Origin of the sequence: Streptomyces sp. NBC_01546, assembly GCF_045208355.1 — a bacterium.
Classification (GTDB): Bacteria; Actinomycetota; Actinomycetes; order Streptomycetales; family Streptomycetaceae; genus Streptomyces.
This window is the reverse complement of the sequence record NZ_CP109379.1, coordinates 4,691,576-4,715,984: the sequence shown is the minus strand read 5'-3', so window position 1 is coordinate 4,715,984 and position 24,409 is coordinate 4,691,576. Positions and strand designations below refer to the sequence as shown.

Here is a 24,409-nt window from a genome sequence, read left to right as displayed (position 1 = left end):
CCTTCCGGCCGGCAGCCGTCATCGTCCGCGACCGCTGAGGCTGCCGGTACGGAGCTCCGCCCACACGGTCTTGCCGACCAGGCGGTCCGTGGCTCCCCAGGCGGCGGCGACCGCGTCGACGATGCGGAGGCCGTAGCCCGTTTCGGCCTGGTACGCGTGCGGCTGCACAGCGGGCCGCCGGTCGCGGCGGGCGTCGGACACCTCCAGCCGGAGCACGCCCTCCAGCAGGGTCATCCGGAGCTCGAAGTCCCGCCCGGGGACCCACCCGTGGGTGACGGCGTTGGCGGCGAGCTCGGCGACGAGGAGCCCCGCGTCGGCGGAGAGCGCGGTGGACTCGGGGATGCCCCACTCGTGCAGCTCGACGAGGGCGAGCTGCCGGGCGAGGCGGGCCCCGCGGCGGGTGGAGCTGAAACGCTGAGTGAACGTGCGTACGAGGGCCCGGGCGTGGCCGGAGGGTGCGTGCATGGAACGAACGTCCCGTGCGGCCAGGGAAGTTCCCAGCAGGGCGACTACTACTTTTCAACTGTAGTAGTCCACTCTCTGGACAGTGGCAGTCACCGTGCGTGAACCTGACTTCGGGGAGGTGACCGCTGTGACGAGTGTCGACGAGAGCGGCGACGCCGAGGTCGAGCCGGACGACGACCTGCGGAACTTCGGCGAGACGATCAAGGCGTTCCGCAAACGGGCCGGCCTGACCCAGGAGCAGCTCCGGCCGCTGGTCGGGTACTCCGTCCAGTACGTGGCCTCGGTCGAGCAGGGCCGCCGCCACCCGTCCAAGAAGTTCGTGGACAAGGCGGAGGAGGTGCTGGACGGCTTCGGAGTCATCCACATCGCGGCGAAGAAGCTGTCGCGGCGGCGGGGGCTGGCGAAGTGGTTCCGGCGGTGGGCGGAGCTGGAAGAGGACGCGATCGCCCTCAATACGTACGAGTGCCGGTCGATACCGGGGCTGTTACAGACGGAGGCCTACGCGCGGGCCCAGATCCGGGATGTCCCGCCCCTGGCAACAGTGGAAGAGGCGGAGGCACGCATCGCCTTCCGGATGGCCCGGCAGGCGCTGCTCCTGAAGACGCCGTACGTCGCCTTCAGCTTCATCATCGACCAGTCGGTGATCGAGCGGCAGACGGGCGGCCCAGAGGTGACGCGCGAGCTGATCGACCACCTGCTGGAGGTGGGGAAGCTGCCCAATGTGGACCTTCAGATCATGCCGTTGATCAGTCCCGAACACGCGGGCACCGACGGCCCCTTCCAGCTCCTCGAAACCCAAGAACACCAGTGGCTGGGCTACACCGAGGGCCCGCAGACGGGCCAGGTCATTTCTGACCCGAAAGCCGTCAGCAATCTCCATCAGCAATATGCCAAACTTCGCATCCAGGCCCTCAATCCTGCTGAGAGCATGGGCCTGTTGATGCGAATGCGAGGATCCCTGTGAACAGCTCCCAGCTCCGGTGGTTCAAGAGCAGCTACAGCAGCAGCCAGGGCGACAGCTGCGTCGAGGTCGCCCTCTCCTGGCACAAGTCCACGTACAGCAGCAGCCAGGGCGACGACTGCGTCGAGGTCGCCGCCTGTACGGAGGCCGTGCATATCCGGGACTCCAAGGTGACGGCCGGACCCGAGCTGGCCGTCGCCCCCGCCGCCTGGGGCGTCTTCCTGGGCGGGGTCACCGCCGACTGCTGAACTACGCCTCGTACGGGAACCGGGCGAGCGGGGTCTCGCGCTCGAAGAAGGTCTTGGCGCGGACCATCGCCCGCTCGTCGTTCCGCACCTGGCCGGGGCGGGAGCCGTTGCCGAGGAGCACCCCGCCGAAGCGCATCCCCATGTAGGCCGCCGAGTGGTTGAGGCTGGTGACCAGCCCGTCGGCAACCTCCTCCTCTTCGTGGGCCAGGACGGTGACCCCCCACAGCGTCCGGCCCGCCATCCGCTTCTTGAAGTCCATTCCGGGCACCCCCAGCCAGCCCGACCAGTAGTCGAGGTAGCGCTTGGTGTGCGCGGAGAGGGAGTACCAGTACAGGGGTGAGGCGATGACGATGTCGGTGGCCTCCAGCGTGACCCGCCGCAGCTCCTCCTCGGCCTCCCCGACCGGCCAGGACCCGCTCTCGTGCCGGCCGTCCTGGAAGTCGGGCAGCGGCAGCTTCGCCAGATCCACCCAGCGCTGCGGGATGCCGGCGGGCAGCTGCTCGGCGGCGGCTCGGGCCAGGGTTTCGGTGTTGCCGTCGGGCCGGGAACTGCCGAGGACGAAAAGGAACGAGCGGTCCGTGTCACTGGCCAGGTCGGTCGTCATTGTCTACTCCGGTCTCGGTCGGCGCGTACCTCGCGTGCAACTGCCCCGCCTCGAGGCATATTCCGGCCCCCGCCCGCGTGGGGCCTCGTACCCTGCCGCACATGATCACTTCACAGACCCACATCCGCGTCGCCCGGCCCTCCCTCGACCTGAAGGCCGCCGAGCGGTTCTATGTCGACGGGCTCGGGCTCGACGTCCTGTGGCGCAGCTCCGGCGAACACGCGCCCGGCGAGCATGATCTGCTGATGGTCGGGCCCGCCGCGGGCGGCTGGCACTTCGAGCTGACGCGGGACGACGAGAACCCGGTCGCTCCCTCCCCCACCGTCGACGACCTCTTCGTCGTCTACCTGGGCGAGGCCCCCGACGAGGCCCTCGTCCAGCGGCTCGTCGAGCACGGCGGGACCCGGGTCGCCGCCCACAATCCGTACTGGGACGAGTGGGGCGTCACCGTCCAGGACCCGGACGGCTACCGCCTCGTGCTCTGCTCCCGCACCTGGGGCTGAGGCGTCAGGAGCCCGCGGCCCAGAACTGCGACAGGGCCGCCTCCTTGTACGGCTGCGGGCTCACGCTCAGGTCTCCCGCGAAGGGCCGGTCCAGGGCCACGACCAGCAGCAGGCTGAAGCCGATCAGCCCGGCGACCGCCGACACGAACAGCAGCTGCATCTTCAGGCTCCGCAGTCCGAACAGGAACGTGAGCGGCAGGATCACCAGCGCGCCGCCGTACACGAGCACTTGCAGCAGGATCGGCAGTGAGGTTTCTGCCATCGAGACGCGGGCCCGGCGCTGCGCGGCGACGTCGTTGAGGTGGGTGACCGCCTCGGCGTAGAAGGTCTCGGCACGGGTGCCGGCCGGCTCGTACGACTGGAGGGCCTTGTACAGGGCCTGGGTCTGCGGCGCGGTCGCCTCGTAACTCGGCTGTCCCTCGCGCATCAGCGGCCACTGCACCTCGACGACGGCGTGCGCGTACGCGCCCACCGCCTGCTGCACCCGCGCACGGTCGGCCGGCGGGAAGGTGTCGGCGCTGCGCACGACCAGGGCCAGGTCGGTGGCCTCGGTGGCGACGATGTTCTGGGTGTTCTCCAGCTGCGTCCAGAGCGTGACGACGACGAACGCGAGGATGATGCCGTAGATCGCGCCGAACATGCCGAGCGCGACCCCGACCATCTCGTTGTGGTCGCCCTTCGCGAGGTGCGGGAAGCGGCGGCGGGCGGCCAGGCTGCCGGCCACGGCGAGGCCGGTGAGACCGCCGGCGAGGAGGACGGCGATGACGAAAGTACTGAGGTGATTGAGCAACCAGAGGATCATGCGCTGCTCAACGAGCGCCCTCCCCCGAAAGCCCCGCCTCCTGGGCGTCGATGAGTTCGTCCCAGTGCTCCCGCGTCCACTCGCAGGCGGCGTCCAGCGGCCCCAGGAGGCCGCGGCCGAGCGGGGTGAGGGCGTACTCGACCCGGCGGTCGGGGGTCTCGTACGCGACGCGCGTGAGGAAACCGTCGCGCTCCAGCCCGCGCAGCGACTGCGTCAGGGACTTGGAGGTGATGCCGCGCAGCGGCACCTTGAGCTCCGAGAACCGGCGCGGGCCGCCCTCCAGGCAGCGCAGGATCAGCGTGGCCCACTTGTCGCCGATCCGGCCCGCGGCCGTGTCGGCCGGGCCGTCGTCGCCGAGGCGCGGGCGCGCGGGTACGCGGTCACGGAGGCGGGGCGGGCCGACGGGGACGTGACCTCGGCGGCCGACGTGGCGCGGCTGGCCGCCGGGCACGACGCGGCGGTGGTCACGGTGTACGAAGCGCAGGCGGCGCCCGGTGTGTTCTTCCCGGCGACGGCGCGGGCGATGGCGGCGGGTCTCGCGCGGCCCGGGTCCCGCGGCTGGTGTCGGTCGGGCTGGCCTCCGTACTGCCGACGGAGTCGGGGGCGGCGCTGATGGACACGCCGGGGTATCCGCAGGAGTGGCGGGAGTTCTACGTCGGCCACGGGGCCGGGACCGAAGCCCTGCGGGCTGCCGCGCCGGCGGCCCTGGACTGGGCGGTGCTGTCCCCGGCCGGTGACTTCGGCGACGGCCCGGAGGCCGGCGGGTACGTCTTCGGCCCGGCGGACGCCGCGAGCCGGATCACCCACGCGGCCTTCGCCCTGGCCGTGGTGGACGAGGCGATCGCGGCCCCGACCCGGCACGCGGTGCACGCGGGGGTGGGACCGGCATGACCGCCGAATCCGTGGCCGACAGCCCGAACCCCTGGGTCGCCGACCACATCCGCCGCTTCGAGGAGACCGCCGGGCGGCCGCGCCCGGGGATCTCGGACCTGCTGCTGACCACGCGGGGCCGCCGCTCGGGGGTGCTGCGCCGCACCGCACTGGCTGGGGGCACCTCCCAGCGGTAGCTGGGGGAGTGCGGGACCCGGACGGGGAGGCGTACGTGCTGACGGCGTCCAACGCCGGTGCGGACCGCCACCCGGCCTGGTACCTCAACCTTGCCGCCGACCGGCCGTCACCCTCCAGGTCGGCGCCGAGACCTTCGCGGCGACCGCCCGCCGGGCCACCCCGGCCGAGGCGGAGCGCCTGTGGCCGGTCGTGGTGGCCGCGATGCGCGTACGCGGGCTACCGGGAGGCGACGGACCGCGAGATCCCGCTGGTCCTGGTCACCGCACCGGCCGAGGTCACTTGACCGTCGGGGCGTCGGGGAGACCGCCGGACAGGGCGTTGCCCGCGCCCCCCAGGGAGGACTCGGTGGCCTGGGTGGCGGTTCCGGCGGCCGCGGCGGTCACGCCCACCGCGGTCTTCGTGTCCTCGAGGGCCTGACCGGGGTGGCCGACGATGTCGAGGACGCGCCCGGCGACCGGCGGCGCCTGGGGTGCGGGCTCCGCGGCCTGGGCGGCGACGGGGGTGAGTGCGAGGGCGGCCCCGCCGGAGAGGACCAGGGCGGAAAGGGTGCGCTTCATGGCATTCATGCCCCACCCAACGACCCGGCCACTCCCGGGGTCACCGCCCACCACCACTTTGCCCGAACGCACCCCGGCCCCGGATCGGGGGATCGATCCGGGGCCGGGGTTGACTCAGCGGGAGGGGGTGGGGGGCGGGGTCAGTCCTCGACCAGCAGCGCCGGGGTGGACTTCGTCAGGATCTCGCCGCGGAAGAAGGCCGGGCTGCGGCGCTCGGTGACGAACATGATCACCAGGCCGAGGGCCAGCAGGCCGACGCCGATGACGAAGACGTTGCCGACGCCGAGGCCCGGGATGGTGGAGCCGGAGCCGTAGGACGGGTCCCAGGCGTCGTACAGGGTCTTGAAGAAGACCGCGGCCAGCAGCAGCCCGCCCAGGACCGGGAAGACGCCCTTGAAGAACAGGTCGCGGGCGGAGCGGCGCAGGTCGCCGCGGAAGTACCAGACGCAGGCGAAGGCCGTCAGCGAGTAGTAGAAGCAGATCATCAGGCCGAGCGCGAAGATCGTGTCGGTCAGGACGTTCTCGCTGACCAGGGTCATCACGGTGTAGAAGGCGCCGGTGGCGATGCCCGCCACGACCGTGGCGCGGCCCGGGGTCTTGAACCGCTCGTGGACCTTGGCGTACGCGGGCGGCAGGGCCTCGTACGTCGACATGGCCAGGACCGTACGGGCCACCGGGATGAAGGTGGTCTGCAGCGAGGCGGCGGCCGAGGCCAGGACCGCGACGAAGAGCAGGATGCCGAGCGCCGGGCCCATCACCGGACCGGCGAGGGCGGCGAAGACGTTGCCGGAGGTCTCCTCGTTGGCGAGGCCGAGACCCTCACCGCCGGCGCCGACGGCCATCTGGGCGGCGACGCCGGTGGCCAGGTAGGAGCCGACCAGGACGACCATCGCGATGAGGGAGGCGCGGCCCGGGGTCTTCGTGGAGCCGGTGGTCTCCTCGTTGGTGGCCAGGCAGGCGTCCCAGCCCCAGTACATGAAGATCGAGAGCGAGAGTCCGGCGGTGAAGGCCGCCATGGACTCGACCGCGAAGGGGTTCATCCAGGACCAGGAGAAGTCCAGGCCGGTGTCGAAGGTGCCGGCGGAGGCCTTCTGGAAGGCCATCGCGACGAAGACGGCGAGGACGAGGAGCTGGAGGCCGACCAGTGCGTACTGGACGCCCTTGGTGGCCGTCATGCCGCGGTAGCTGATGGCGGTCGCGACGGCGATCAGGGTGAGGCAGGTGGCGATGTGGACGAGCTTGTTGTCGTCCAGGGCGGCTATCGACGGATTGCTCGTGATCTCGCCGGCCAGCAGCCAGAAGTAGGAGGTGGCGACGCCGGCCAGGTTGGAGAGCACGATGATCGTGGCGATCACCAGGCCCCAGCCGCACATCCAGCCGATCCGCGGGCCGAAGGCCTTGACCGTCCAGGTGAAGGAGGTGCCGCAGTCCGGCATGGCCTTGTTGAGCTCGCGGTACGCGAAGGCGACCAGGAGCATGGGGAGGAACCCGGCGAGGAAGATCGCCGGCATCTGCATCCCGACCTCACCGGCCGTGGAGCCGAGGGTCGAGGTCAGGCAGTAGACGGGGGCGACGGTGGAGATGCCGATGACGGCGCTTCCCACGAGGCCGACGGAGCCCTTGCCGAGGCCCTTGCCGCGAACGTCGCCCTCGGCGACGCCGCTTACCGTGTCTCCGGCCCGAGGCCGAACGTCCAGCTGAGTCATGAGTCAGGACGTTAGATGGTGCGTTTTCCACATCTGGAGGATCGAAGTCCGGAATCCGACCACCCTGAACGCCTTGGAATTCCGAGGCCGAGGCCGTTCACAAACACTTAATACAAGGTTCACTTCGCCATCCGGCCATGCTTCAGCAGGCTCCCGAGAGAAGCTTTCGGCATGCGGAAACCGCAGCCATGTCCGTTTTGGGCGTTTCCAAACTTTCCCGTGCGAGTTTTCCCCCACCTGGTTTGCCGCGGACATGATCACCGCCCTAGAGTCGCCGCCGTTCAAGGTCATTTACAGGGGGACACCGCGCGCATGCGTTTCAAGCCACTGATCATCACCGTCACGGCCACCGCGGCCCTCCTCTCCCTCACCGGCTGCGGAGGCGGCGGCAACCCGGCGCTCGGCGGCATCGGCGGGGATTCCGTCGCGACGGGCGGAGACAACGCCTACAACGGCACCGGCGACGGCGGCCCCAACGAGGGCACGCTGGACAACCCGACGAAGAACGGCGGCGTCAACGGCAACGCCCCCAAGAACGGGACGGCGTTCCAGAAGCTCCCCAAGGCGGCCACCATGGCCGCGGCCGCCCGCTTCGTCAACGGATTCACCGACTGCGACCCGATCAAGGCCGTCCCCCTGGGCGGCAGCGGATCGAGCACGGGCCCGGACGAGCAGTTCATCAAGTCCGCCACCGTCATCGAGCGCGGAACCTGCGGCAGCAGGGGCCGCACCTCGATCTACATGATCAAGGACCCGAAGGCCTTCCAGACCGCCTTCAAGGCCGAGATCGCCGCAGAGGGCGGCGGGAACCCCAACAGCGGCATCGTCATCGGGCAGGACTTCGCCATGGGATCCGAGAGCTCGGACGCCATGAGCGCCCTGCTGACCCCGCAGGCCGGGCTCCTGATGCTGAACTGCCACGAGGGCTTCACCCCGCCGAGCGGCTACCGGAAGGAACCGGCCCTCGTGAAGGGCTGCGTCCTCACCGACTACTACGTGGACTGAGCGGGCGCACCTGCATGACCGGGCCCGGAGCGCGGCGGCGACCGCCGCGCCCGGGAGCCCCCGGACCGGCCCGGCATCCGCCAGACTGACCCCATGCCCACGGCCGACGAGCTCCTCAGCGCGGAAACCGTCAGAAACCTGGCCCGACTGCTCGCCCGCGCGGCCGGCCGCCGGACCTCACCCGCCCTGCGCGCCCGCGCCGACGCCCTCGACGGGCTGACCTACAGCGGACGCGTCGCCGCCGTCCGCGACGCCGTCCTCGCCGACCTCCCCGGTGACTGGGCCGCCTTCGAGGCCGTCGTACGCACCGCCCTCGCCGACCCCGGCTTCGAGGGCTGGATGACCTTCCCCGTCAACGAGGCCGTCGCCGTCCGCGGGCTGGAGGCGTTCGAGCCCGGCCTCGCGCTGCTCCACGACCTCACCCCCCGGCTGACCGCCGAATCCGCCGTACGGCCCTTCCTGCGCGCCGACCCCGCCCGCGCCCTGGCCGTCGTACGGAAGTGGACGGACGACCCGGACCCGCACGTACGGCGCCTCGCCAGCGAGGGGACCCGGCCGCGGCTGCCGTGGGCTCCGCAGCTGCCCGCCTTCGTGGCCGACCCGCGACCGGCGCTGCCCGTGCTCGACGCCCTGTACCGCGACGAGTCCGAGTACGTGCGCCGGTCCGTCGCCAACCACCTCAACGACATCAGCCGGGACCACCCCGGACTGGCGGTGGAGACCGCCGCCCGCTGGCTCACCGCGGCCGCGTCCGCGGGCACGACGGATCGCGTCGTACGGCACGGCCTGCGCACCCTGATCAAGGCCGGCCGGCCCGAGGCGCTGACCCTGCTCGGGCACTCCCCCGACGTCCCGGTCACGGTGAAGGGGCCGGTGGTCACCGCCCCGCGGATCGCCGTGGGCGAGTACCTCGTCTTCGACTACGCGGTCACCAACACCGGCGGGCTCCCGGCCGAGCTGGTCGTGGACTACGTCGTCCACCACACGAAGGCGAACGGCTCCCGCACCCCGAAGGTCTTCAAACTCACCACCCGCACGCTGGCCCCGGGCGAAACCCTCACCGGCACCAAACGCCACTCCTTCAAGCCGATCACCACCCGCCGCTACCACTCCGGCGAGCACCTGGTGCAGCTGCAGATCAACGGCCGGGTGCGGGGCGAAGCCGTATTTTCGTTGGACGCGCCCTGAACCGGCCTGGCAGGCTCCGCACATGACCTACCGAATCGAGTCCCACCCCGCCCTGTGAGCGCCCGCGACGAGCGCACGGCGCTCACTCCCGGAACCTCCCTGTACGACTACGCCCTGTTCCGGCAGGGCATCGACCCCGACGGCCCGTTCCCGCGCCGCGGCCACCCCTTGCCCGACGGGCCGCCGGAGCCCAGCCGACGCAGCGGCCTGTCCTGGGCCCAGGCGGGGGACGAAGTGGCTGCCGCCCTCGCCCCGTTGCTGGCCGACCCGGATCCCGTACGGGCCGCCGAAGCCGTCCACCTCCGTGCCGACGCGCTGCGGATGCCGTACCGCACCCTCCGCGCGCACGTCGGACGGCTGCCGCTGACGGACGAGGCCGCCGCCCGGCGCACCGCCCGGCGGCTGACCCGTACCGGCACCAGCACGGCGGCCGTCAGCGTCGGCCTGGCGCTGCTGATCCGCCTCGGCGAACCCGAGGACGTGCCCTGCCTCAAGGTCCTCGGACTCCTGCGCGGCCTCGGCCAGGCGGCTGCCGCAGCGCTCGACCCTCTCGACCGGCAGGCGGCCGCGCAGCTCTTGCTGGCGCACCGCTCCCGGGCCCCGGAAATGGCCCCGCTGCTCGCCGCCTTCTCCACCCGCGACGCGCAGGACGCCCGAACCGCTCTGGTCGCGCTGCCGCCGGACGCGGAGGTGCTCTGGCTCGCCCGGCGGATCGCCGAGGCCGCGGACCTCGAGGGTCTGCTCCGTGCGTATCCGCAGGACGGCGAGCTGCTCGACCGGGCCGGCCGGCTGCTGTACCGGATGGCGAGCCAGCGCGACTACCGGGCCGAGATCCTCGACTACGGGCCGGCGGTGGCCGTGTACGAGGCGCTGGTCGGGCACGCGGACCGGCTGTCCCCGACCCTCGACCACCACGTACTCCTGCTCGTCCTCGCCCTGGACCTCCACACCGGCCCCGGCGTGCTGCTGGACTGGCGGCCGGGACAGCGCGAGGCGCTCCTCGACGCCTTGGACCGGCTGCTGGCCGGGCACGTGTGGACCGCCGTTTCCGTACGGGAACAGCAGGATGCCGAGGCACGCCGGCGGGCGGACTGGATCAGGCGCACGCGCCGGCAGCCGTTCGTCCGGCTGCCGGCGCCGAAGCGGTTTCACCTCGAGGTGGTCGTACGCGATCCGGCGGAAGCGAACGCCGTCGAGACCCGGATCCTGGTGGATGGCCGGCCCCTGGTGACCGAGCACTTCGGGAAGGGCCCGGCCGGCTCCCCCGAGTTGCTGCTCGACACCGGCGAACTACGCGCCGGGGCCGAGCCGCGGGAGGTGCAGCTCGCCGAGGCGTACTGCACCGAAGGCTGTTGCGGGGCGCTGTACGTGACCATCCGCCGGGACGGCGACGAGGTGGTGTGGGGCGACTGGCGCGGGGCGGTCGGTCCGACACCGCCCGAGTACCGCTTCGCCGCGGCCGCCTACGACGCCGAGGTCGGGCGCGCCGAGCGGGACCGCTCCTGGTGCTGGCCGGCCCGGAACACGGCCCGGCTGATCAAGGCAGGCCTTCGGGAGCGCCCGGACCTGCTGACCCGGTGGGACGTCGAACCGGGCTGGGTCGGCACCAGTTGGCGTGAGCCGGACACGGTGGACGTGGGCTTCAGCATCCGGCCGGAAACGGAAGCGGAAGCGGAGGGCGGATCGCGGCGCTACTTCCACTGGACGCTGCGGGACGACGGCCGTCCGCCCGAGGCCCAGGCGGCCGCCGCCCTGGACCGCCTCGCGACCGCCGACCCGAAGACCTTCGGGAAGGGCCGCTAGCGGGGCGGGGGCCGCAAAGGGGCTCTCTCCCCCCGTTACCGTTTTCGTGGCTCCGCAATGGGGCCTCCGACCTTCGGGCCCGGCATGACTTCCCCCCTTGTTGTTGATGATCCGGGGGTGGTGTCACCGGGCCCGCGGCGAGTGCCCCCCATCCGTTTGAGACGCGCATCGTTGAACATTTTGCGCCAGCACTCCGTCACGAAACCGGAAGCGGGCGGATCACAAAAGGGTGATACCTGGCATTTCTGGATCTAGACCATGTCGGCCATGAAACGTCGGCACGATGAGGGTGTGAAGGCAGACGCGGGGCGCAATTATCGTGCGTACCCCACCGAGGACCAAGACCGGGTCTTGACCGGGTGGGGGCATACGGCGCGCGCTCTGTGGAATGTGGCTCTGGAACAGCGGGTGTATCTGTGGGAGCAGCGCCGGTACACGCTGCGGTCGGTCGAGCAGTGCAAGCACCTGACGGCGGCTCGTGCGGAACTCGACTGGATGGGTGATCTGCCAGCGCAGTCCGGGCAGCAGATTCTGCGTCAGCTGGACCAGGCGTACGACAACTTCTGGAACCCTAACCATCCGGCCCGGTTTCCATCACGGAAGAAGCGCGGGCATCGCCTGTCGGTCCCGTTTCCCGGGCAGGCAGTCGAGGTCCGCAAGCTGAACCGCAAGTGGGCCGAGGTGCGCCTGCCGAAAGTCGGCTGGCTGCGGTTCCGCCTCTCCCGCGCCATCGGCGGCACGATCCGCAACGCCACCGTCTCCCGGGACGGCAACGGCTGGCACATCTCCTTCGGCGTCCACACCGGCCGCCGACCGGACGCGCCGAACGGGAAACCTGCATGTGGGGTGGACTTCGGTGTTGCCGCGTCCGCGTTTGCGTCCACCGAGACCACACCGCGCCTCATGGCGCCGACGCTCACCGCCAACGAGAAGAAGCGTCTCAAGGCACTGGAGCAGCGCAAGGCCCGCCAACTCGCCTACGCGAAGAAACACAACGGCGGGAAGTACAGCCGCCGCCTGCTCACGACGATCGCCCAGATCGCAAAGCTCACCACCCGCCGCGCCAACCGCCGCCGGGACTTCACACACAAACTCACCACCGACCTCGCCAAAAACCACGGCCTGATCGGTATCGAGGACCTGCGCGTGAAGAACATGAGCAAGTCCGCGAAGGGCACGGCCCAGGCACCGGGAAGGAACGTCCGGGCGAAGGCCGGGCTTAACCGGTCCATTCTCGACAACACTCCCGGCGAACGGCGGCGACAGCTCGAGTACAAGACCCGTCTATACGGGTCCGTACTCGTCGCCGTGCCGCCGTTCCACACCTCCCAGACCTGCGCCGCTTGCGGCCTGGTGGATCCCGAATCCCGTAAGGGATGCGGCCGGCTGTTCGCCTGCGCCCACTGCGGGCACGAGGATGACGCCGACCACAATGCCTCGGTCGAGATCGAGGCCCGAGCCCGCCGGACGGGCGGCTTGGACATCAACAGCACGCGCAGCATCCCCAGGGTGCGAGTCCCGGCCGTCGGCCGGAGGCGGATGCGTGAAGCCCCGACGCCCGTTCACGCGAGCTGAAGGGAATCGCCCTCATTCATGAGGGCGAGGATCGTCAAGTGGTCCAGACGATCGACTGGATCTCGCTGTAGGCATGGAGCGCGTACGAGCCGACGTCGCGCCCCACGCCCGACCGCTTGAAGCCGCCGAACGGCGCCTCCATGTTCCGGCCGATGGTGTTCACGCCGACCCCGCCCGACCGGAGCCGGCGGGCCACCCCGAAGGCGCGCGACGGGTCCCCCGACCAGACGTAGCTGATCAGCCCGAAGTCGGAGTCGTTGGCCAGGGCGACGGCCTCCTCCTCCGTGTCGAAGGGGACGACCACGACGACCGGGCCGAAGATCTCCTCGCGGACCACCCGCATGTCGTTGGTGCAGTCCACCAGCAGGGTCGGGGCCACGTAGAAGCCCTTGCCGTCGGCCCGGACCGCCGGGCGGTCGCCGCCCACCGCGATCCGGGCGCCTTCCTTCTTCCCCAGCTCGATGTAGGACTCCACCCGGTCGCGGTGGGCCGCCGAGATGACCGGGCCGACCACCGTGCCCTGCGCCGCCGGTTCGCCGACCTCCATGAAGGCCAGGTAGCCGGTCAGCTTCTCCACCAGCGCGTCGTGGACGGACCGGTGCACGATCACCCGGGTCGGGGCGGTGCAGATCTGGCCGGAGTAGAAGGAGAAGGTGGTGCCGATGCCCATCATCGCCGCGTCCAGGTCGGCGTCCTCGAAGACGATCGCCGCGCCCTTGCCGCCCAGTTCCATCAGCTGCCGCTTCATGGTCCGCCCGCACACCTCGGCGATGCGCTGCCCGACCGCCGTGGAGCCGGTGAAGGAGACCATGTCCACGTCCGGGGAGTCCACGGCGGCCTCGCCGACCGCCACCGACTGACCGTTGACCACGTTCACCACACCGGGCGGAACTCCCGCCTCCGCGAGCGCCTCCGCCATCTTGAACACCGACAGCGGGTCCTGCGGGGCGGGTTTGACCACCACCGTGTTGCCCATCGCCAGGGCGGGGGCGACCTTGCCGGCCGGGTTCGCCCACGGGTTGTTGTACGAGGTGATGCAGGTGACCACGCCGACCGGCTGGCGCACCTCCAGCGCACCGAGGATGCCCGCCTTCCCCATCGGGCCGGCCTCCGTGACCTGCGGCGGGAGGCCCTTCTCCACGGGTTCGAGGGCTCCGCGCGCGTACCGGCGGAACCGGGCCACGCCCACCCCCACCTGCATGCCGCGGGCGATGCCGGTCGGCGCGCCGGTCTCGGCCTGGGCGAGGGCCGTCCACGGCTCGTACTCCCGCTGGATGATGTCGGCGGCCCGGTCCAGGATCGCGGCCCGCTCCTCCGGCCTCGTACGGGACCACGCGCCGAAGGCCTCGGCCGCGGCCCGCGCCGCCTCCGCGACCTGCGCCGGTGAGGCCTCGGGCGCGAGCCCGACCACCGACTCGTCCGCCGGGTTGACCACCTCGTAGTGGCCGCCCTCCGGCTCCACCCACTCGCCGCCGATGTAGAGCTTGGTCACCGCGTGCTCACCGTCCTCGTGTCCCGGCCCGACCGGAGCACGATGCCCGGGATCGCGCCCGTCACTTCGTCGTCGCGGATGGTCTCCACGCCGTTGACCCGTACCGAGACGATCCCGACGGCCCGCGCGTCCAGCCGCGGGCTGTCCCCGGGCAGGTCGTGGACCAGCGTCGCCGGGCCGGCCTCGATGCGCTCCGGGTCGAAGAGCACCAGGTCCGCGTGGAAGCCCTCGGCGATCCGGCCGCGCTCGCGCAGCCCGAACAGTTGGGCCGGGTCGTCGGTGAGCATCCGTACCGCCTGCTCCAGCGGGACCAGCTTGCGGCCGCGCAGACAGTCGCCGAGGAACCGGGTCGTGTACGGGGCCCCGCACATGCGGTCCAGGTGCGCGCCCGCGTCGGAGCCGCCCAGCATGACGTCCTCGTGCTGCCAGGTCTCGGCGCGCAGGGCCCAGCTCGCCGGGTCGTTGTCGGTGGGCATCGGCCAGAGCACCGTGCGCAGTTCGTCGTTGGCGCAGATCTCCACCAGGCACTGGAAGGCGTCCTGGCCGCGCTCGGCCGCGATGTCGTTCACGACGCGGCCCGACAGGCCCTCGTTCTCCTTGCTGTACGTGTCGCCGATGACGTAGCGGCCGAAGTTGGCGAGGCGGCGGAAGACCCCGGCCTCCTTGGAGTCGGCCCGCTTCAGCATCTCGGCGCGTACGGCTGGGTCGCGCAGCTTCTCGATCCGCTCGGCGACGGGCAGGGCGAGGACCTCGCCCCAGCCGGGGATGAGGTTGAGCGCGCAGAAGGTGCCGAGCGACATGTTCATGGGGGTGAGGATCGGCATCGTCAGCGCGACGATGCGGCCGCCGGCCTCGCGGGCGCGCGCGCTCGGGATCAGCTGGCGCGGGACGCGCTCCGGGACGGAGGCGTCGATGGTGAGGACGTTCCAGTTCAGGGGCCGTCCGGCGGCGGCGCTCATCTCGACGAAGAGGTCGATCTCCGCGTCGGAGAACTGGTCGAGGCAGCCCGCGACGATGGCTTCGAGCTGGGTGCCCTCGTGTTCGGCGACGGCCTTGGAGAGGGCGAGGAGTTCGGCGGGCTTGGCGTGCCGGGAGGCGACGGGGGCGCCGGCGCCGTCGGAGTGGGTGGAGGACTGCGTGGTGGACAGCCCCCAGGCGCCCGCGTTCATGGCGTCGTGGAAGAGGTCGAGCATCTGCTGGAGCTGCTCGGGGGTGGGCTGGCCGCCGACGGCGTCCTCGCCCATCACATGGCGGCGCAGGGCGCAGTGGCCGACCATGAAGCCGGCGTTGACGGCGATCCGGCCCTCGAGGGCGTCGAGGTACTCGCCGAAGGTGGACCAGGTCCAGTCGACGCCGTCCTCCAGGGCCTTGAGGGCCATGCCCTCGACCTTGCTCATCATGCGGCGGGTGTAGTCGGCGTCTTCGGGGCGGTCCGGGTGGAGCGGGGCCAGGGTGAAGCCGCAGTTTCCGCCGGCGACGGTGGTGACGCCGTGGTTCATGGAGGGGGTGGCGTACGGGTCCCAGAAGAGCTGGGCGTCGTAGTGCGTGTGGGGGTCGATGAAGCCGGGGGTCAGGACGAGGCCGGTGGCGTCCTCGGTGGTCCGCGCGTCTTCTTCGACCGTGCCGGGGGGTGCGATGGCGACGATCCGGCCGTCGCGTATGCCGACGTCTGCGGGGCGGGCGGGGGCGCCGGTGCCGTCCACGACGGTGGCGCCCTTGATCAGGTGGTCGAGCATGACGTCCCTTCTGCCGGTGTTCGGGTTGCGGGCCGTGTGCTGGGGCTCCGCCCCAGACCCCGCGCCTCAAACGCCGGCGGGGCTGGATTTGGCTGATGCCGTCCGCCGGGCACAACCCAGACCCGCCGGCGTTTGAGGCGCCGCCGGAGGCAAAACGAGCCGCGCGGCGTTTGAGGCGGGCCCCGGTCGGGGGTCGTTGGGCCGGCCGCGGCCCTGGGGCGACCTCCGGCCGGGGCCGGTCGGGACGGCGGTCCGGGAAGACGCCGTCCCCGTTCGGGGCCCGGGATCAGGCCGCTTCGCGGAAGCGCGTCGTGCGGTGGACCGGGTCCGTGTCGATCTCGGGGATCACGTGCTCGCCGAGGAGCTTGATGGTGGTCATCGTGTCCTCGTACGACACCCCGGTCGGCAGGCCGAAGGAGAGCTGGTCGGCGCCGGCCTGCTCCCAGCGCTTGCACTGCTGGAGGACCTCCGACGGGTCGCCGCAGATCATCAGTTCCTCGGCGATCAGCAGCTCGATGATCTCCGCGTTGTACTCCGGCAGCAGCTCGGGCCACTGCGGGATGGCCTCCGGCCGCGGGAACGTGTCGTGGTAGCGGAACACCAGCGACTGGAAGCGGTTCATGTTGGCGTTGACGGCGATCTCGATCGCCTTGTCGTGGGTCTCGGCGCAGATCGCGGTCGAGGTGACCATGACGTTGTCGTTGACGAAGGCGCCGATGGCCTTCGCCTCCTGGATGGCCGTCTTGTACTGGTCGAGGACCCACTCCATGTCGGAGACCTTCTGCACGCTGAAGCCCAGTACGCCCAGGCCCTTCTTCGCCGCCATCGCGTACGAGGAGGGGGAGCCGGCGGCGTACCACATGGCCGGGTGCGCCTTGCCGTACGGCTTGGGGAAGATCTTCCGCGGGGGCAGCGACCAGTGCTTGCCCTGGAACCCCTCGTACTCCTCCTGGAGGAACATCTTGGGGAACTCCGCGATGGTCTCCTCCCAGATCTCCTTCGTGCCGTTCATGTCCTCGATGCCGGGCAGGAAGCCGAGGATCTCGTGGCTTCCCGCGCCGCGGCCGGTGCCGAACTCGAAGCGGCCCTTGGAGAGGTGGTCGAGCATGGCGACCTTCTCGGCCACCTTGACCGGGTGGTTCACCGGGGCGAGCGGGTTGAAGATGCCGGAGCCGAGGTGGATCCGCTCGGTGGCGTGCGCGAGGTACCCGAGGAAGACCTCGTTCGCCGACAGGTGCGAGTACTCCTCCAGGAAGTGGTGTTCGGAGGCCCAGGCGTACTTGAAGCCCGACTTGTCTGCCTGGATGACGTACTCGGTCTCCTCGATCAGCGCCTTGTGCTCTGCCTCGGGGTCGACCTTGGACCGTGACTCGGCCACGTATCCCTGCACAAAGAGCCCGAATTCCAAGGGGGTTCACCGTCCTTTGATTTCTGACGTTGCGTCAGATTTGATGTCTCGACTGTTCCACCGCTGGGGCGGGAGCGTCAATACCTGACGCTCCATCAGATACGACTAGAGGATGCTCACACCGGCCATCCAGCCGCCGTCGATGACGAACGGCTGGCCGGTGATGTACGAGGAGTCCTCGCTGGTCAGGAAGAGGGCCAGCTTCGCTATCTCCTCCGGCTGCCCGACCCGGCCCATCGGCACGACCCGCTTGTACAGATCCGCCATCGCCTCCCGCGCCTCGTCCGTCATCCCCGCCGGATCCAGCAGGCCCGGGTTGGCCATCGGGGTGTCCACGGCGCCCGGGCACATCGCGTTGACCCGGATCCCCTTGCCCGCCAGCTCCAGCGCGGCCACCCGGGTCAGGCCGAGGATGGCCGCCTTGGTGGCCGCGTACGTGCCGACGTACGCCATGCCCGTCAGGCCGGTGTACGAGGAGGTGTTGACGATCGTGCCGCCGCCGGCCGCCTCGATCTCGGGGGCCACCGACTTGATCCCGAGGAAGGCGCCCACCTGGTTGACCTGGACCACCTGCTGGAACTCCTCCAGCGGGGTCGCGGTCAGCTCGTTGAAGCGCAGGATGCCCGCGTTGTTGACCAGGCCGTCGACCGGACCGAAGGCCTCCTTCGCGACGGCGACCGCGCCCGCCCAGTCCTCCTCGCGGCTCACGTCCAGCCGCACGTAGCGGGCCCGGTCCTCGCCGATCTCCTTGGCCACCGCGGCGCCCTGCTCGTCCAGTACGTCGCCGAGGAGCACCCTGGCGCCCTCGGCGGCGAAGAGGCGGGCCTCCTGCTCGCCCTGGCCCCGTGCCGCGCCGGTGATGATGACGACGCGCCCGTCCAGCTTGCCCATGGTCACGACTCCCAGTCGTTGAGGAGGGGGGCCACCTCGGCCCCGAAAGCGGTGATCTGGTCCACGAGCTCGGCGCGGTCGCGATTGCGGAAGCGGACCTGGATCTGGTCCACGCCGAGCGCCTTGTACTCCCGCAGGGACGCGGCGAGCACCTCCGCCTTGCCGGTGAGGGTGCGGCGGCCGGTGTCCCAGCCGGGCTCGCCGACGTACAGGGCCTCGGTGATCGCGCCGAACTCGACGGGGCCGGCCACCCCGGCCGCGGCGCGCAGCTCCTTGATGCGGGCGATCTGCGCCGGGAGCTTCTCGCGCGGGTCGCCCTGCGGGAGCCAGCCGTCCCCGCGCAGCGCGGCCCGGCGGACGGCGGCGGGCGAGGAGCCGCCGACCCATACGGGGATCCGCTCCTGGGCGGGCCGGGGCAGCTGGCCGAGATCCTTGAAGGAGAACAGCTCGCCCTCGAACTCCGGGTACTCCTCGGGGCCGAGCGCCGCCCGCAGCGCGTCGAGGGTCTCGTCGAGGACGGCCCCGCGGCGGGCGAAGTCCACCCCGAGGATCTCGAACTCCTCCTGGACGTGCCCGGCGCCGACGCCGAGGATCAGCCGGCCGCCCGAGAGGTGGTCGAGGGTGGCGTACTGCTTGGCGCTGATCAGCGGGTGGCGCAGGCCGAGGATCGCGACGTGGCTGAGCAGCCGCACGTGCTCGGTGATGCCGGCGAGGAAGGACAGGGTGGCCACCGGGTCGTACCAGACGGTGCTCATGGGCCCGGCGAGCCGCCGCGGGATGGCCACGTGGTCGCAGGTGGCCAGGTACCCGAAGCCGGCCCGGTCGGCGGCCCGCGCCACCTCGGCGAGGTCGGCGGCGGTGGCCGACGCCTCCCAGGGCTCGGCGTAGATGGTGCTCTGCGACTGGACCGGGAGCTGCATCCCGTAGACCAGCCGACCCTCCGGAAACACGCGCGCCATGCCGGACCCGCCTCGCCTTCGTCTGCCGATTCGTCATATCGGTGCCGGGCCATCGTCGTAGCTGACGGACCGTCAGGCAAGGGGTCGGACAGGACCCGGGGCTGTGCCCCCGCCGGGACACCGCCTAGGGTGCGCGGATGGATCTCATACTCACGCTGGTCAGCGGGATCGCCTGGACCGTCGTGTACCTGGAGGCGATCCGCGTCGGGCTGCGCGACCGGACGTACGCGATGCCCGTCGCCGCGCTCGCGCTGAACTTCGCCTGGGAGTCGATCTACGCGGTCCGCGAGTTCACGGACTCCGGGATGACCGCCCAAGCCGTGGTGAACGTGGTCTGGGCGGCGGCCGACGTGGTGATCGTCTTCACCTATATGCGGTTCGGGCGGGCCGAGCTGCCGCGGTTCGTCACCCGTCCGATGTTCGCCGCCTGGTCGGTCCTGGTGTTCGCCACCGGGTTCGCCGTGCAGGGGCTGTTCCTCGCCCACTTCGGGGCGCACGACGCCTCGCGCTACTCGGCGTTCCTGCAGAACCTGCTGATGTCCGGCCTGTTCATCGGCCTCTTCGCCGCCCGGCAGGGGCCGCGCGGGCAGTCCCTGACCATCGCCGTCGCCAAGTGGCTGGGCACGCTGGCCCCGACCGTGCTGTTCGGGGTCCTCGCGGACGCGCCGTTCATCCTCGGGCTCGGGATCCTGTGCAGCGTCTTCGACCTGGTGTACATCGGGCTGCTGCTCCAGGCCCGCCGACGGACTCCCGCCGCCCCGGTCAGAAGCCTTCCGGACCCATCACGATGACCGGCTTCGCCGCCGGGTCGAGGGTCGCCAGGACCTTCTTCATCGCCTCCTTCGGGATGCCGACGCAGCCCTGCGAGGGGCCGTCGTGGTCCACGTGGAGCCAGATGTTGCCGCCCTTGTCCTCACCCTCCGGCTTGACCGGGTCGAGGGGCGATTTCCCCGGCCTGCGGTTGAAGTCGATGGCGACGACGTAGTCGAAGGACCCCGCCAGGGACTCGCCGTTGACCCCGCGCCCCGTGGCGACGAACGCCCGGTCCTTGTCGTACGGAAGCCGGGTGCCGGGCGGCGGCGCCAGCAGCCCGCCCGCGTCGGTGAGCGCGAAGACGCCCTGCGGGGAGGTCAGGTCCCCGTACGTGCGCTCCGTGGACCAGCCCTTCGCCCCGTTGCGGGCCGGCCAGCTCTCGGTCCGCACCCAGTCGGCGCCGGCCGCGGGACGGGTGTAGAGCGCGGCGGTGGACTCCGAGGAGTCCCCGGCCTTGCCGGTGACCAGGACGAGCTGGCGGGACTCGGCCGGGATCCTCGCCAGGGTCTGCTCGCTGATGCCGGTCAGCCCCTGCAGCGGGGCCCGGGGAGCTTCCCGCTGGGCGTCGCGCGCGGCGCGGTCCGGGGCCTGGGGACGGGAGTCGGCGCGTGCCTGCGAGGCGGTGCCGACGGCGTTGTCGTCGAGGGCGTACACCCAGCCGGCCGCGAAGGTCAGCAGGCCGAAGGTCGCGGCGAGGGCCACGCGCCGGGACGTGGGCGAGGACGTACGAGTACTTCCCGGACGAGGCGTACGCGACGTACGGAGCGTGCGGGAGCGGGCTCGGCGGTGCTTGCTCATTGAACCGACCGTACATCAGCCGCCCTTCACTCCGGCTGAACGCTGCCCTGCCGCCGGGCGTCTGCCACCGGGAAGCGGAGCCGGATCGTCAGCCCGCCGTCCGGCGCCGGATTGGCCCGCGCCGTCAGCTCCGCCCCGTGCGCCCGCGCGATCGAGGCGACGATCGAAAGCCCCAGACCGGCGCCCTCACCAGCGGTGTGCTGCCGTTCCGCGCTCCGCCGGAACGGCTCCAGGAGCCTCGGCACATCGGCCGGACCGATCACCGGGCCGGTGTTGGACACCGTCAGTTCCCCCTCGATGGAGGTGGCCAGGGTGAGCCGCCCGCCCGCGCGGTTGTGACGTACGGCATTGGTCAGCAGGTTCCGGACCAGGTGGCCCAGGAGCGTCCGGTCGCCCGTCACGGCCAGCGGGGCCAGGGTGCGTTCCACCGTCAGGCCCCGCTCCATCCGCCCCAGCATCGCGTCGAGGGCTTCGGCGGTCATCCGACGGCAGTGTCGTGGTCAGCGACCCGTCGGCGGCGCTCCAGGCGAAGGCGCGCACGGAGGGTACCTTCAGCACCCCGCTGCTGGGGCTGGCCGGGATCGCCCTGCTGGTGGGCGGGGTCGGCGTCGCGAACACCGGGATCACCTGGGTGCCGGAACGTCGCCACTAGATCGGCCTGCGCCGCTCGCTGGGCGCCACATAGGGCCAGATCCGGATCCAGTTCTTGAATCCTCCCCCTCTATTCATGAGTGAGGGGGATTCCTACCTCACGCTGCCTGACGGACCAGCGGTCCGTCAGGTCTTCCACGATCAGCGGTAGCCGGGTTGAGACCAGCCCGGACGAGCATGACACGTGCGGAGTTCTTGTCCCTGGGGGAGACAGCTCCGCACGCGCTGCACGTGTACGTTCGTTCCGACAGCGGGAGTGCGTGCTTGGTTCTCGCTCCACACTGCCCGCAGTCCATGGTGGTGTGCGCAGGGTTCACGAGCCGTAGGTCGCGGCCGTGCTTGCGCGCCATGTTGATCAGTTCATGCTTGGTGGCGGAGATCGCCGCGTCGGCCGCCTTGCGGGCCATCGTCGACTTGGCGAGGAACTTCGGGCGGAAGTCCTCCACGGCGAGCCGGTCGAAGTCCGTCACGACCTGCTTGGCCCACTTGCGGGCGGTGTCCTGCCGCTGGCGGGCGATCTTCTTGTGCGTCTTCGCGGCCTGACGCTTCGCCTTCCGGTAGCCCTTCGAGGCGGCCCGACCTCGCTTCGGCTTCCGACGGGCCATCATCCTCTGATAGCCCGCCAGCTTCCCAGCCGATTGCTTGCCGTGCTCGGGGTGCGAAAGGTCGTGTTCGTCGCTGGTAGTGGTCGCGGTCTCCTTCACACCCCAGTCGACACCGATCACCGCGCCAGTGGCGGGCAGCGGCCGCGCTTGGGCCTGGACGACGAAGGACGCGTACCAGTGCCCGAGACTGTCCCGGTAGACGCGCACGCTCGACGGCTCGGCAGGCAACTCCCGCGACCACACCACCGTCAGCGATACACCCCCGGCCAGGTGCAGGCGTCCGTCCTTCAGCCGAAACCCACGCCGGGTGTAATTCAGCGACGGATCGGCGACAGCCCTCTTCTTGAACCGCGGCATCCCCGCCCGCCGCCGCACCGGCAACCGCGCCTTGACGTCCTGTAGCGCCTTGCCACGGGACGCCGCGAAGTCCCGGATGACCTGCTGCTGCGGCACACTCCCGCCCGCACGAAGCCACTCATGCTCACCGCGCCATCCAGTCAGCATCCTGTCGAGACCGGCAGGCCCGCACTTCTCCCCCGCCCGGTGCGCCGCCCGCGACCTGGCAACGCACTGATTCCACACCCACCGGCACCGGTCCCACTCACCCAGCAGGGCCGAGCGGGCCGTAGACGACGGACGCAGCCGGAATGTGTACCGGGCGCGCCCGGCCTCCCCGACCTCCGCCAATGCCGTCATGACGCCAACCTAGAGCCGCAGCCCGCGTCCCTCCCCGGAACACCGACACCCCACCCGAACGAGTGACCGACCACCCGCACAGGCCGCCGATCCCCCAACTCCAGGAGCCTTCACCTGCCACAGACCGCCACCCAACACGCCCGCGACGGACGCTGACCCGCCGGAGGCGATCAGCTGCCCCTACCCCGCTACATGGGGAAGCCGGATTGCTCTCCGGCCTGAAGGCCGGGGCATCCTCCCGTTACACGGTGACGGAGTCCCTGCTGCTGTCCGGGCTCGGAGGCCTGGCGGGCATCGCCCTGGGCGCGGCGGCCACGGCCGTCTACGCCTGGGCGGGCGACCTCCCTTGGGTGGTCCCCCTCTGGGCGGTGACCGGAGGCTTCGCGGCCACCCTGGCGATCGGCACCCTGGCCGGCCTCTACCCGGCGGTCCGGGCGGCCCGGCTGTCCCCCACACTGGCGCTGGCGGCGGGATAACCCGGACGCCGGGAGGGATCACCGGCGTAGGCTGATTCGATGAGAACTCCACGTCACGCAGCGCGCGTTGTCATCCTGTCCCCCGCCGGGTCGGTGTTCCTCTTCCGCGAGGACAACGTGGAGGTCGGCATCCACTGGCTGCCGCCCGGCGGGGGGATCGACCCCGGCGAGAGCCCCGAGGAGTGCGTACGGCGCGAGCTGCGTGAGGAGACCGGCTGGACCGATGTGGAGCCCGGGCGACTGCTGTGCACCTGGGAGCACGACTTCACGCACCAGGGGATCCCGGTCCGCCAGCACGAGCACATCTACCTCACGACGGGCCCGCACCGCGATCCGGTGCCGGAGTATCCCGGCATCCACTGGCAGTGGCTCTCCCCGCAGCGCCTGGCCGCCCTCGGCGAACCGCTGTGGCCGCCGCGCCTGCCGGACCTCCTGGCGAACGCCCCAGCCGAGCCGGTCCACTTGGGACTGGTCACCTAGGCCCAGTCCAGGACGCGGTGACCGCTCAGCGCTTCGCGGTGGCCTTGGCGTACAGCGAGGCGGCGTACTCGCCCAGGACGGTGCTGGTCGACACGTCGTCGGTGTCGCCGCCCGTCAGGATGCCGATGATCTTGCCGTCCCGGGCGATCCACGCGCTGCCGCTGGTGCCGCCGGGGAAATCGGCGCAGTCGAAGCGCTGTTCGGTCGCGCTCTCGCGGACGGTGACCGCCGTGCAGGTACGCGGAACCTTGCGGTCGGCGGGGTAACCGGTGACGGTGACCTCCTCACCCGAGCGGCCGCTGGTGTCCAGCACGGCCGCACCGGTCACGTCCTCGATGGACCGGCCCGTGGCATCGGGGGCCAGGCGGGCGAAGGCGAGGTCGTAGCTGTCGTCCGTGCCCTCGGCCCAGCGGTCGTCCTCGAAGGCTTCCTCAAGCTTCCATGTGCCGTACGGGGCGACCCCGTTGGCGTACGCAGGTGCGAAGACGGCGGTGCCGCCGCCCTGGTCCCCGTCGAGCAGGCAGTGCCCGGCGGTGACGATCAGGTTCCGGCCGGGGCTCTGCACCACGGTCGCGGTGCAGAAGTGGTCGCTGTCCAGACCGTCCGTGAACAGGGCCCCGGTGAAGGCCGCGGGCCCGCCGGGCTGAGGGGTGACGGCAGGCGGCAGCGTGCTCTTGGGCGGGGTCGAGAGCTGCGGCTTCGCTGCTTGCGAACGCGATGGAGCCGTCGCCGACCCCGTCGGCGCGGCCTTCGCCCGCACGGGCGCGACCCCCTCGGGCGGTGGCACCAGCTCGGCCACGGCGGCGGAAGCCCCCAATGCCGCCGCGGCACACAACACCACGGTCACGACGGTCCGCTTGTCCACCGGCATGATGATCCTTCCGCTTTGCCCCGGCGAAGCATGCCCCGCGGGCAGGGC

The 24,409-nt window shown here is 71.2% G+C and carries 27 protein-coding genes and 2 pseudogenes; 14 read left to right on the top strand and 15 right to left on the bottom strand.

The genetic code is table 11. The features are described 5' to 3' along the window. Window positions 1-18: 18 nt before the first annotated feature. The gene (locus OHA89_RS21670; RefSeq protein WP_266609402.1) at window positions 19-465 is read right to left on the bottom strand and encodes an ATP-binding protein; all 447 of its coding nucleotides are present in this window, start codon (window positions 463-465) and stop codon (window positions 19-21) included. 127 nt (window positions 466-592) lie between these two features. Here OHA89_RS21670 and OHA89_RS21665 point away from each other — a divergent pair, with 127 nt between their 5' ends. Together OHA89_RS21665 and OHA89_RS21660 are read left to right on the top strand one after the other, a co-directional pair. Continuing rightward, window positions 593-1,429, top strand: a complete 837-nt coding sequence (locus tag OHA89_RS21665; RefSeq protein WP_266609401.1) for a helix-turn-helix transcriptional regulator — start codon at window positions 593-595, stop codon at window positions 1,427-1,429. Beyond that, the gene (locus OHA89_RS21660; RefSeq protein WP_266609400.1) at window positions 1,426-1,674 is read left to right on the top strand and encodes a DUF397 domain-containing protein; all 249 of its coding nucleotides are present in this window, start codon (window positions 1,426-1,428) and stop codon (window positions 1,672-1,674) included. Before OHA89_RS21665 ends, OHA89_RS21660 begins: the two co-directional genes overlap by 4 nt. A 1-nt stretch (window position 1,675) precedes the next feature. Here the strand turns inward: OHA89_RS21660 and OHA89_RS21655 are convergent, their stop codons facing one another. After that, window positions 1,676-2,278, bottom strand: coding sequence for a flavodoxin family protein (locus OHA89_RS21655; protein ID WP_266609399.1), 603 nt, complete (start codon window positions 2,276-2,278; stop codon window positions 1,676-1,678). A gap of 101 nt (window positions 2,279-2,379) precedes the next feature. On the opposite strand from OHA89_RS21655, the gene OHA89_RS21650 reads away from it, so the two are divergent. Next, window positions 2,380-2,781: a VOC family protein gene (locus OHA89_RS21650; RefSeq protein WP_266609398.1), complete on the top strand. Its 402-nt coding sequence runs from the start codon at window positions 2,380-2,382 to the stop codon at window positions 2,779-2,781. A 4-nt stretch (window positions 2,782-2,785) separates the two neighbouring features. On the opposite strand, the gene OHA89_RS21645 is transcribed toward OHA89_RS21650, so the two are convergent. Then, complete coding sequence (locus OHA89_RS21645; protein ID WP_406366878.1) at window positions 2,786-3,583, bottom strand: DUF4239 domain-containing protein; 798 nt, start codon at window positions 3,581-3,583, stop codon at window positions 2,786-2,788. A 7-nt stretch (window positions 3,584-3,590) separates the two neighbouring features. Then, window positions 3,591-4,034, bottom strand: a complete 444-nt coding sequence (locus tag OHA89_RS21640; RefSeq protein WP_406366877.1) for a winged helix-turn-helix transcriptional regulator — start codon at window positions 4,032-4,034, stop codon at window positions 3,591-3,593. Between the two features lie 110 nt (window positions 4,035-4,144). Between OHA89_RS21640 and OHA89_RS21635 the strand changes: the two genes are divergently transcribed. From OHA89_RS21635 to OHA89_RS21625, 3 genes are read left to right on the top strand one after another with little or no spacing between them, the layout of a single operon-like run. Continuing rightward, the gene (locus OHA89_RS21635; protein ID WP_266609397.1) at window positions 4,145-4,474 is read left to right on the top strand and encodes a hypothetical protein; all 330 of its coding nucleotides are present in this window, start codon (window positions 4,145-4,147) and stop codon (window positions 4,472-4,474) included. After that, window positions 4,471-4,650, top strand: coding sequence for a nitroreductase family deazaflavin-dependent oxidoreductase (locus OHA89_RS21630; RefSeq protein WP_257555814.1), 180 nt, complete (start codon window positions 4,471-4,473; stop codon window positions 4,648-4,650). Before OHA89_RS21635 ends, OHA89_RS21630 begins: the two co-directional genes overlap by 4 nt. An 8-nt stretch (window positions 4,651-4,658) precedes the next feature. Next, window positions 4,659-4,934, top strand: a complete 276-nt coding sequence (locus OHA89_RS21625) for a nitroreductase/quinone reductase family protein (protein ID WP_406366874.1) — start codon at window positions 4,659-4,661, stop codon at window positions 4,932-4,934. On the opposite strand, the gene OHA89_RS21620 is transcribed toward OHA89_RS21625, so the two are convergent. After that, window positions 4,927-5,208 carry a hypothetical protein gene (locus OHA89_RS21620; protein WP_266609396.1) on the bottom strand — a complete coding sequence of 94 codons (282 nt, stop codon included), beginning with the start codon at window positions 5,206-5,208 and terminating at the stop codon, window positions 4,927-4,929. The genes OHA89_RS21625 and OHA89_RS21620 overlap by 8 nt on opposite strands. Window positions 5,209-5,348: 140 nt before the next feature. Next, complete coding sequence (locus tag OHA89_RS21615) at window positions 5,349-6,914, bottom strand: APC family permease (protein ID WP_266609395.1); 1,566 nt, start codon at window positions 6,912-6,914, stop codon at window positions 5,349-5,351. 312 nt (window positions 6,915-7,226) lie between these two features. On the opposite strand from OHA89_RS21615, the gene OHA89_RS21610 reads away from it, so the two are divergent. From OHA89_RS21610 to OHA89_RS21595, 4 genes are all read left to right on the top strand, one after another. Next, window positions 7,227-7,919: a hypothetical protein gene (locus OHA89_RS21610; protein WP_266609394.1), complete on the top strand. Its 693-nt coding sequence runs from the start codon at window positions 7,227-7,229 to the stop codon at window positions 7,917-7,919. 93 nt (window positions 7,920-8,012) lie between these two features. Continuing rightward, on the top strand, window positions 8,013-9,107 hold the full coding sequence (locus OHA89_RS21605) for a DNA alkylation repair protein (RefSeq protein WP_406366871.1): 1,095 nt from the start codon (window positions 8,013-8,015) through the stop codon (window positions 9,105-9,107). A gap of 54 nt (window positions 9,108-9,161) precedes the next feature. Continuing rightward, complete coding sequence (locus OHA89_RS21600) at window positions 9,162-10,910, top strand: hypothetical protein (protein WP_406366869.1); 1,749 nt, start codon at window positions 9,162-9,164, stop codon at window positions 10,908-10,910. 267 nt (window positions 10,911-11,177) lie between these two features. Then, a complete protein-coding gene (locus OHA89_RS21595) occupies window positions 11,178-12,485 on the top strand; it encodes a transposase (protein ID WP_266944358.1) in 1,308 nt (435 codons plus the stop codon). Window positions 12,486-12,519: 34 nt separating this feature from the next. Here the strand turns inward: OHA89_RS21595 and OHA89_RS21590 are convergent, their stop codons facing one another. The 5 genes from OHA89_RS21590 to OHA89_RS21570 all read right to left on the bottom strand — a co-directional run bounded on the left by OHA89_RS21590 (window position 12,520) and on the right by OHA89_RS21570 (window position 18,971). Then, on the bottom strand, window positions 12,520-13,977 hold the full coding sequence (locus OHA89_RS21590) for an aldehyde dehydrogenase family protein (RefSeq protein WP_266609390.1): 1,458 nt from the start codon (window positions 13,975-13,977) through the stop codon (window positions 12,520-12,522). Further along, complete coding sequence (locus tag OHA89_RS21585) at window positions 13,974-15,713, bottom strand: amidohydrolase family protein (protein ID WP_266944355.1); 1,740 nt, start codon at window positions 15,711-15,713, stop codon at window positions 13,974-13,976. Before OHA89_RS21585 ends, OHA89_RS21590 begins: the two co-directional genes overlap by 4 nt. Before the next feature lie 286 nt (window positions 15,714-15,999). Continuing rightward, window positions 16,000-17,121: an LLM class flavin-dependent oxidoreductase gene (locus OHA89_RS21580; protein ID WP_215146582.1), complete on the bottom strand. Its 1,122-nt coding sequence runs from the start codon at window positions 17,119-17,121 to the stop codon at window positions 16,000-16,002. Between the two features lie 105 nt (window positions 17,122-17,226). Next, window positions 17,227-18,012, bottom strand: coding sequence for an SDR family NAD(P)-dependent oxidoreductase (locus tag OHA89_RS21575; protein ID WP_215146581.1), 786 nt, complete (start codon window positions 18,010-18,012; stop codon window positions 17,227-17,229). Window positions 18,013-18,014: 2 nt separating this feature from the next. Next, window positions 18,015-18,971, bottom strand: a complete 957-nt coding sequence (locus tag OHA89_RS21570) for an LLM class F420-dependent oxidoreductase (RefSeq protein ID WP_406366867.1) — start codon at window positions 18,969-18,971, stop codon at window positions 18,015-18,017. A gap of 137 nt (window positions 18,972-19,108) precedes the next feature. On the opposite strand from OHA89_RS21570, the gene OHA89_RS21565 reads away from it, so the two are divergent. Further along, window positions 19,109-19,762 (top strand): hypothetical protein, encoded by a 654-nt coding sequence (locus OHA89_RS21565; RefSeq protein WP_266609386.1) that lies wholly within the window; start codon window positions 19,109-19,111, stop codon window positions 19,760-19,762. Here OHA89_RS21565 and OHA89_RS21560 read toward each other — a convergent pair. Continuing rightward, window positions 19,734-20,582, bottom strand: a complete 849-nt coding sequence (locus OHA89_RS21560; protein ID WP_215146578.1) for a L,D-transpeptidase family protein — start codon at window positions 20,580-20,582, stop codon at window positions 19,734-19,736. The two genes, OHA89_RS21565 and OHA89_RS21560, sit on opposite strands and share 29 nt — an antisense overlap. A 26-nt stretch (window positions 20,583-20,608) precedes the next feature. Continuing rightward, a complete protein-coding gene (locus OHA89_RS21555; RefSeq protein ID WP_406366865.1) occupies window positions 20,609-21,064 on the bottom strand; it encodes a sensor histidine kinase in 456 nt (151 codons plus the stop codon). An 8-nt stretch (window positions 21,065-21,072) separates the two neighbouring features. On the opposite strand from OHA89_RS21555, the pseudogene OHA89_RS21550 reads away from it, so the two are divergent. Then, window positions 21,073-21,231: pseudogene (locus OHA89_RS21550) on the top strand (ABC transporter permease); the annotation flags it as partial. A gap of 100 nt (window positions 21,232-21,331) precedes the next feature. Here OHA89_RS21550 and OHA89_RS21545 read toward each other — a convergent pair. Continuing rightward, window positions 21,332-22,534 carry an RNA-guided endonuclease InsQ/TnpB family protein gene (locus tag OHA89_RS21545; RefSeq protein WP_406366864.1) on the bottom strand — a complete coding sequence of 401 codons (1,203 nt, stop codon included), beginning with the start codon at window positions 22,532-22,534 and terminating at the stop codon, window positions 21,332-21,334. 197 nt (window positions 22,535-22,731) lie between these two features. Here OHA89_RS21545 and OHA89_RS21540 point away from each other — a divergent pair. Both OHA89_RS21540 and OHA89_RS21535 read left to right on the top strand, forming a co-directional pair. Next, a pseudogene (locus OHA89_RS21540) lies at window positions 22,732-23,010 on the top strand (FtsX-like permease family protein); the annotation flags it as partial. 39 nt (window positions 23,011-23,049) lie between these two features. Continuing rightward, window positions 23,050-23,490, top strand: a complete 441-nt coding sequence (locus tag OHA89_RS21535; protein ID WP_406366862.1) for an NUDIX hydrolase — start codon at window positions 23,050-23,052, stop codon at window positions 23,488-23,490. A gap of 25 nt (window positions 23,491-23,515) precedes the next feature. Here the strand turns inward: OHA89_RS21535 and OHA89_RS21530 are convergent, their stop codons facing one another. Then, complete coding sequence (locus tag OHA89_RS21530; RefSeq protein ID WP_257555792.1) at window positions 23,516-24,361, bottom strand: serine protease; 846 nt, start codon at window positions 24,359-24,361, stop codon at window positions 23,516-23,518. Window positions 24,362-24,409: the final 48 nt, after the last annotated feature.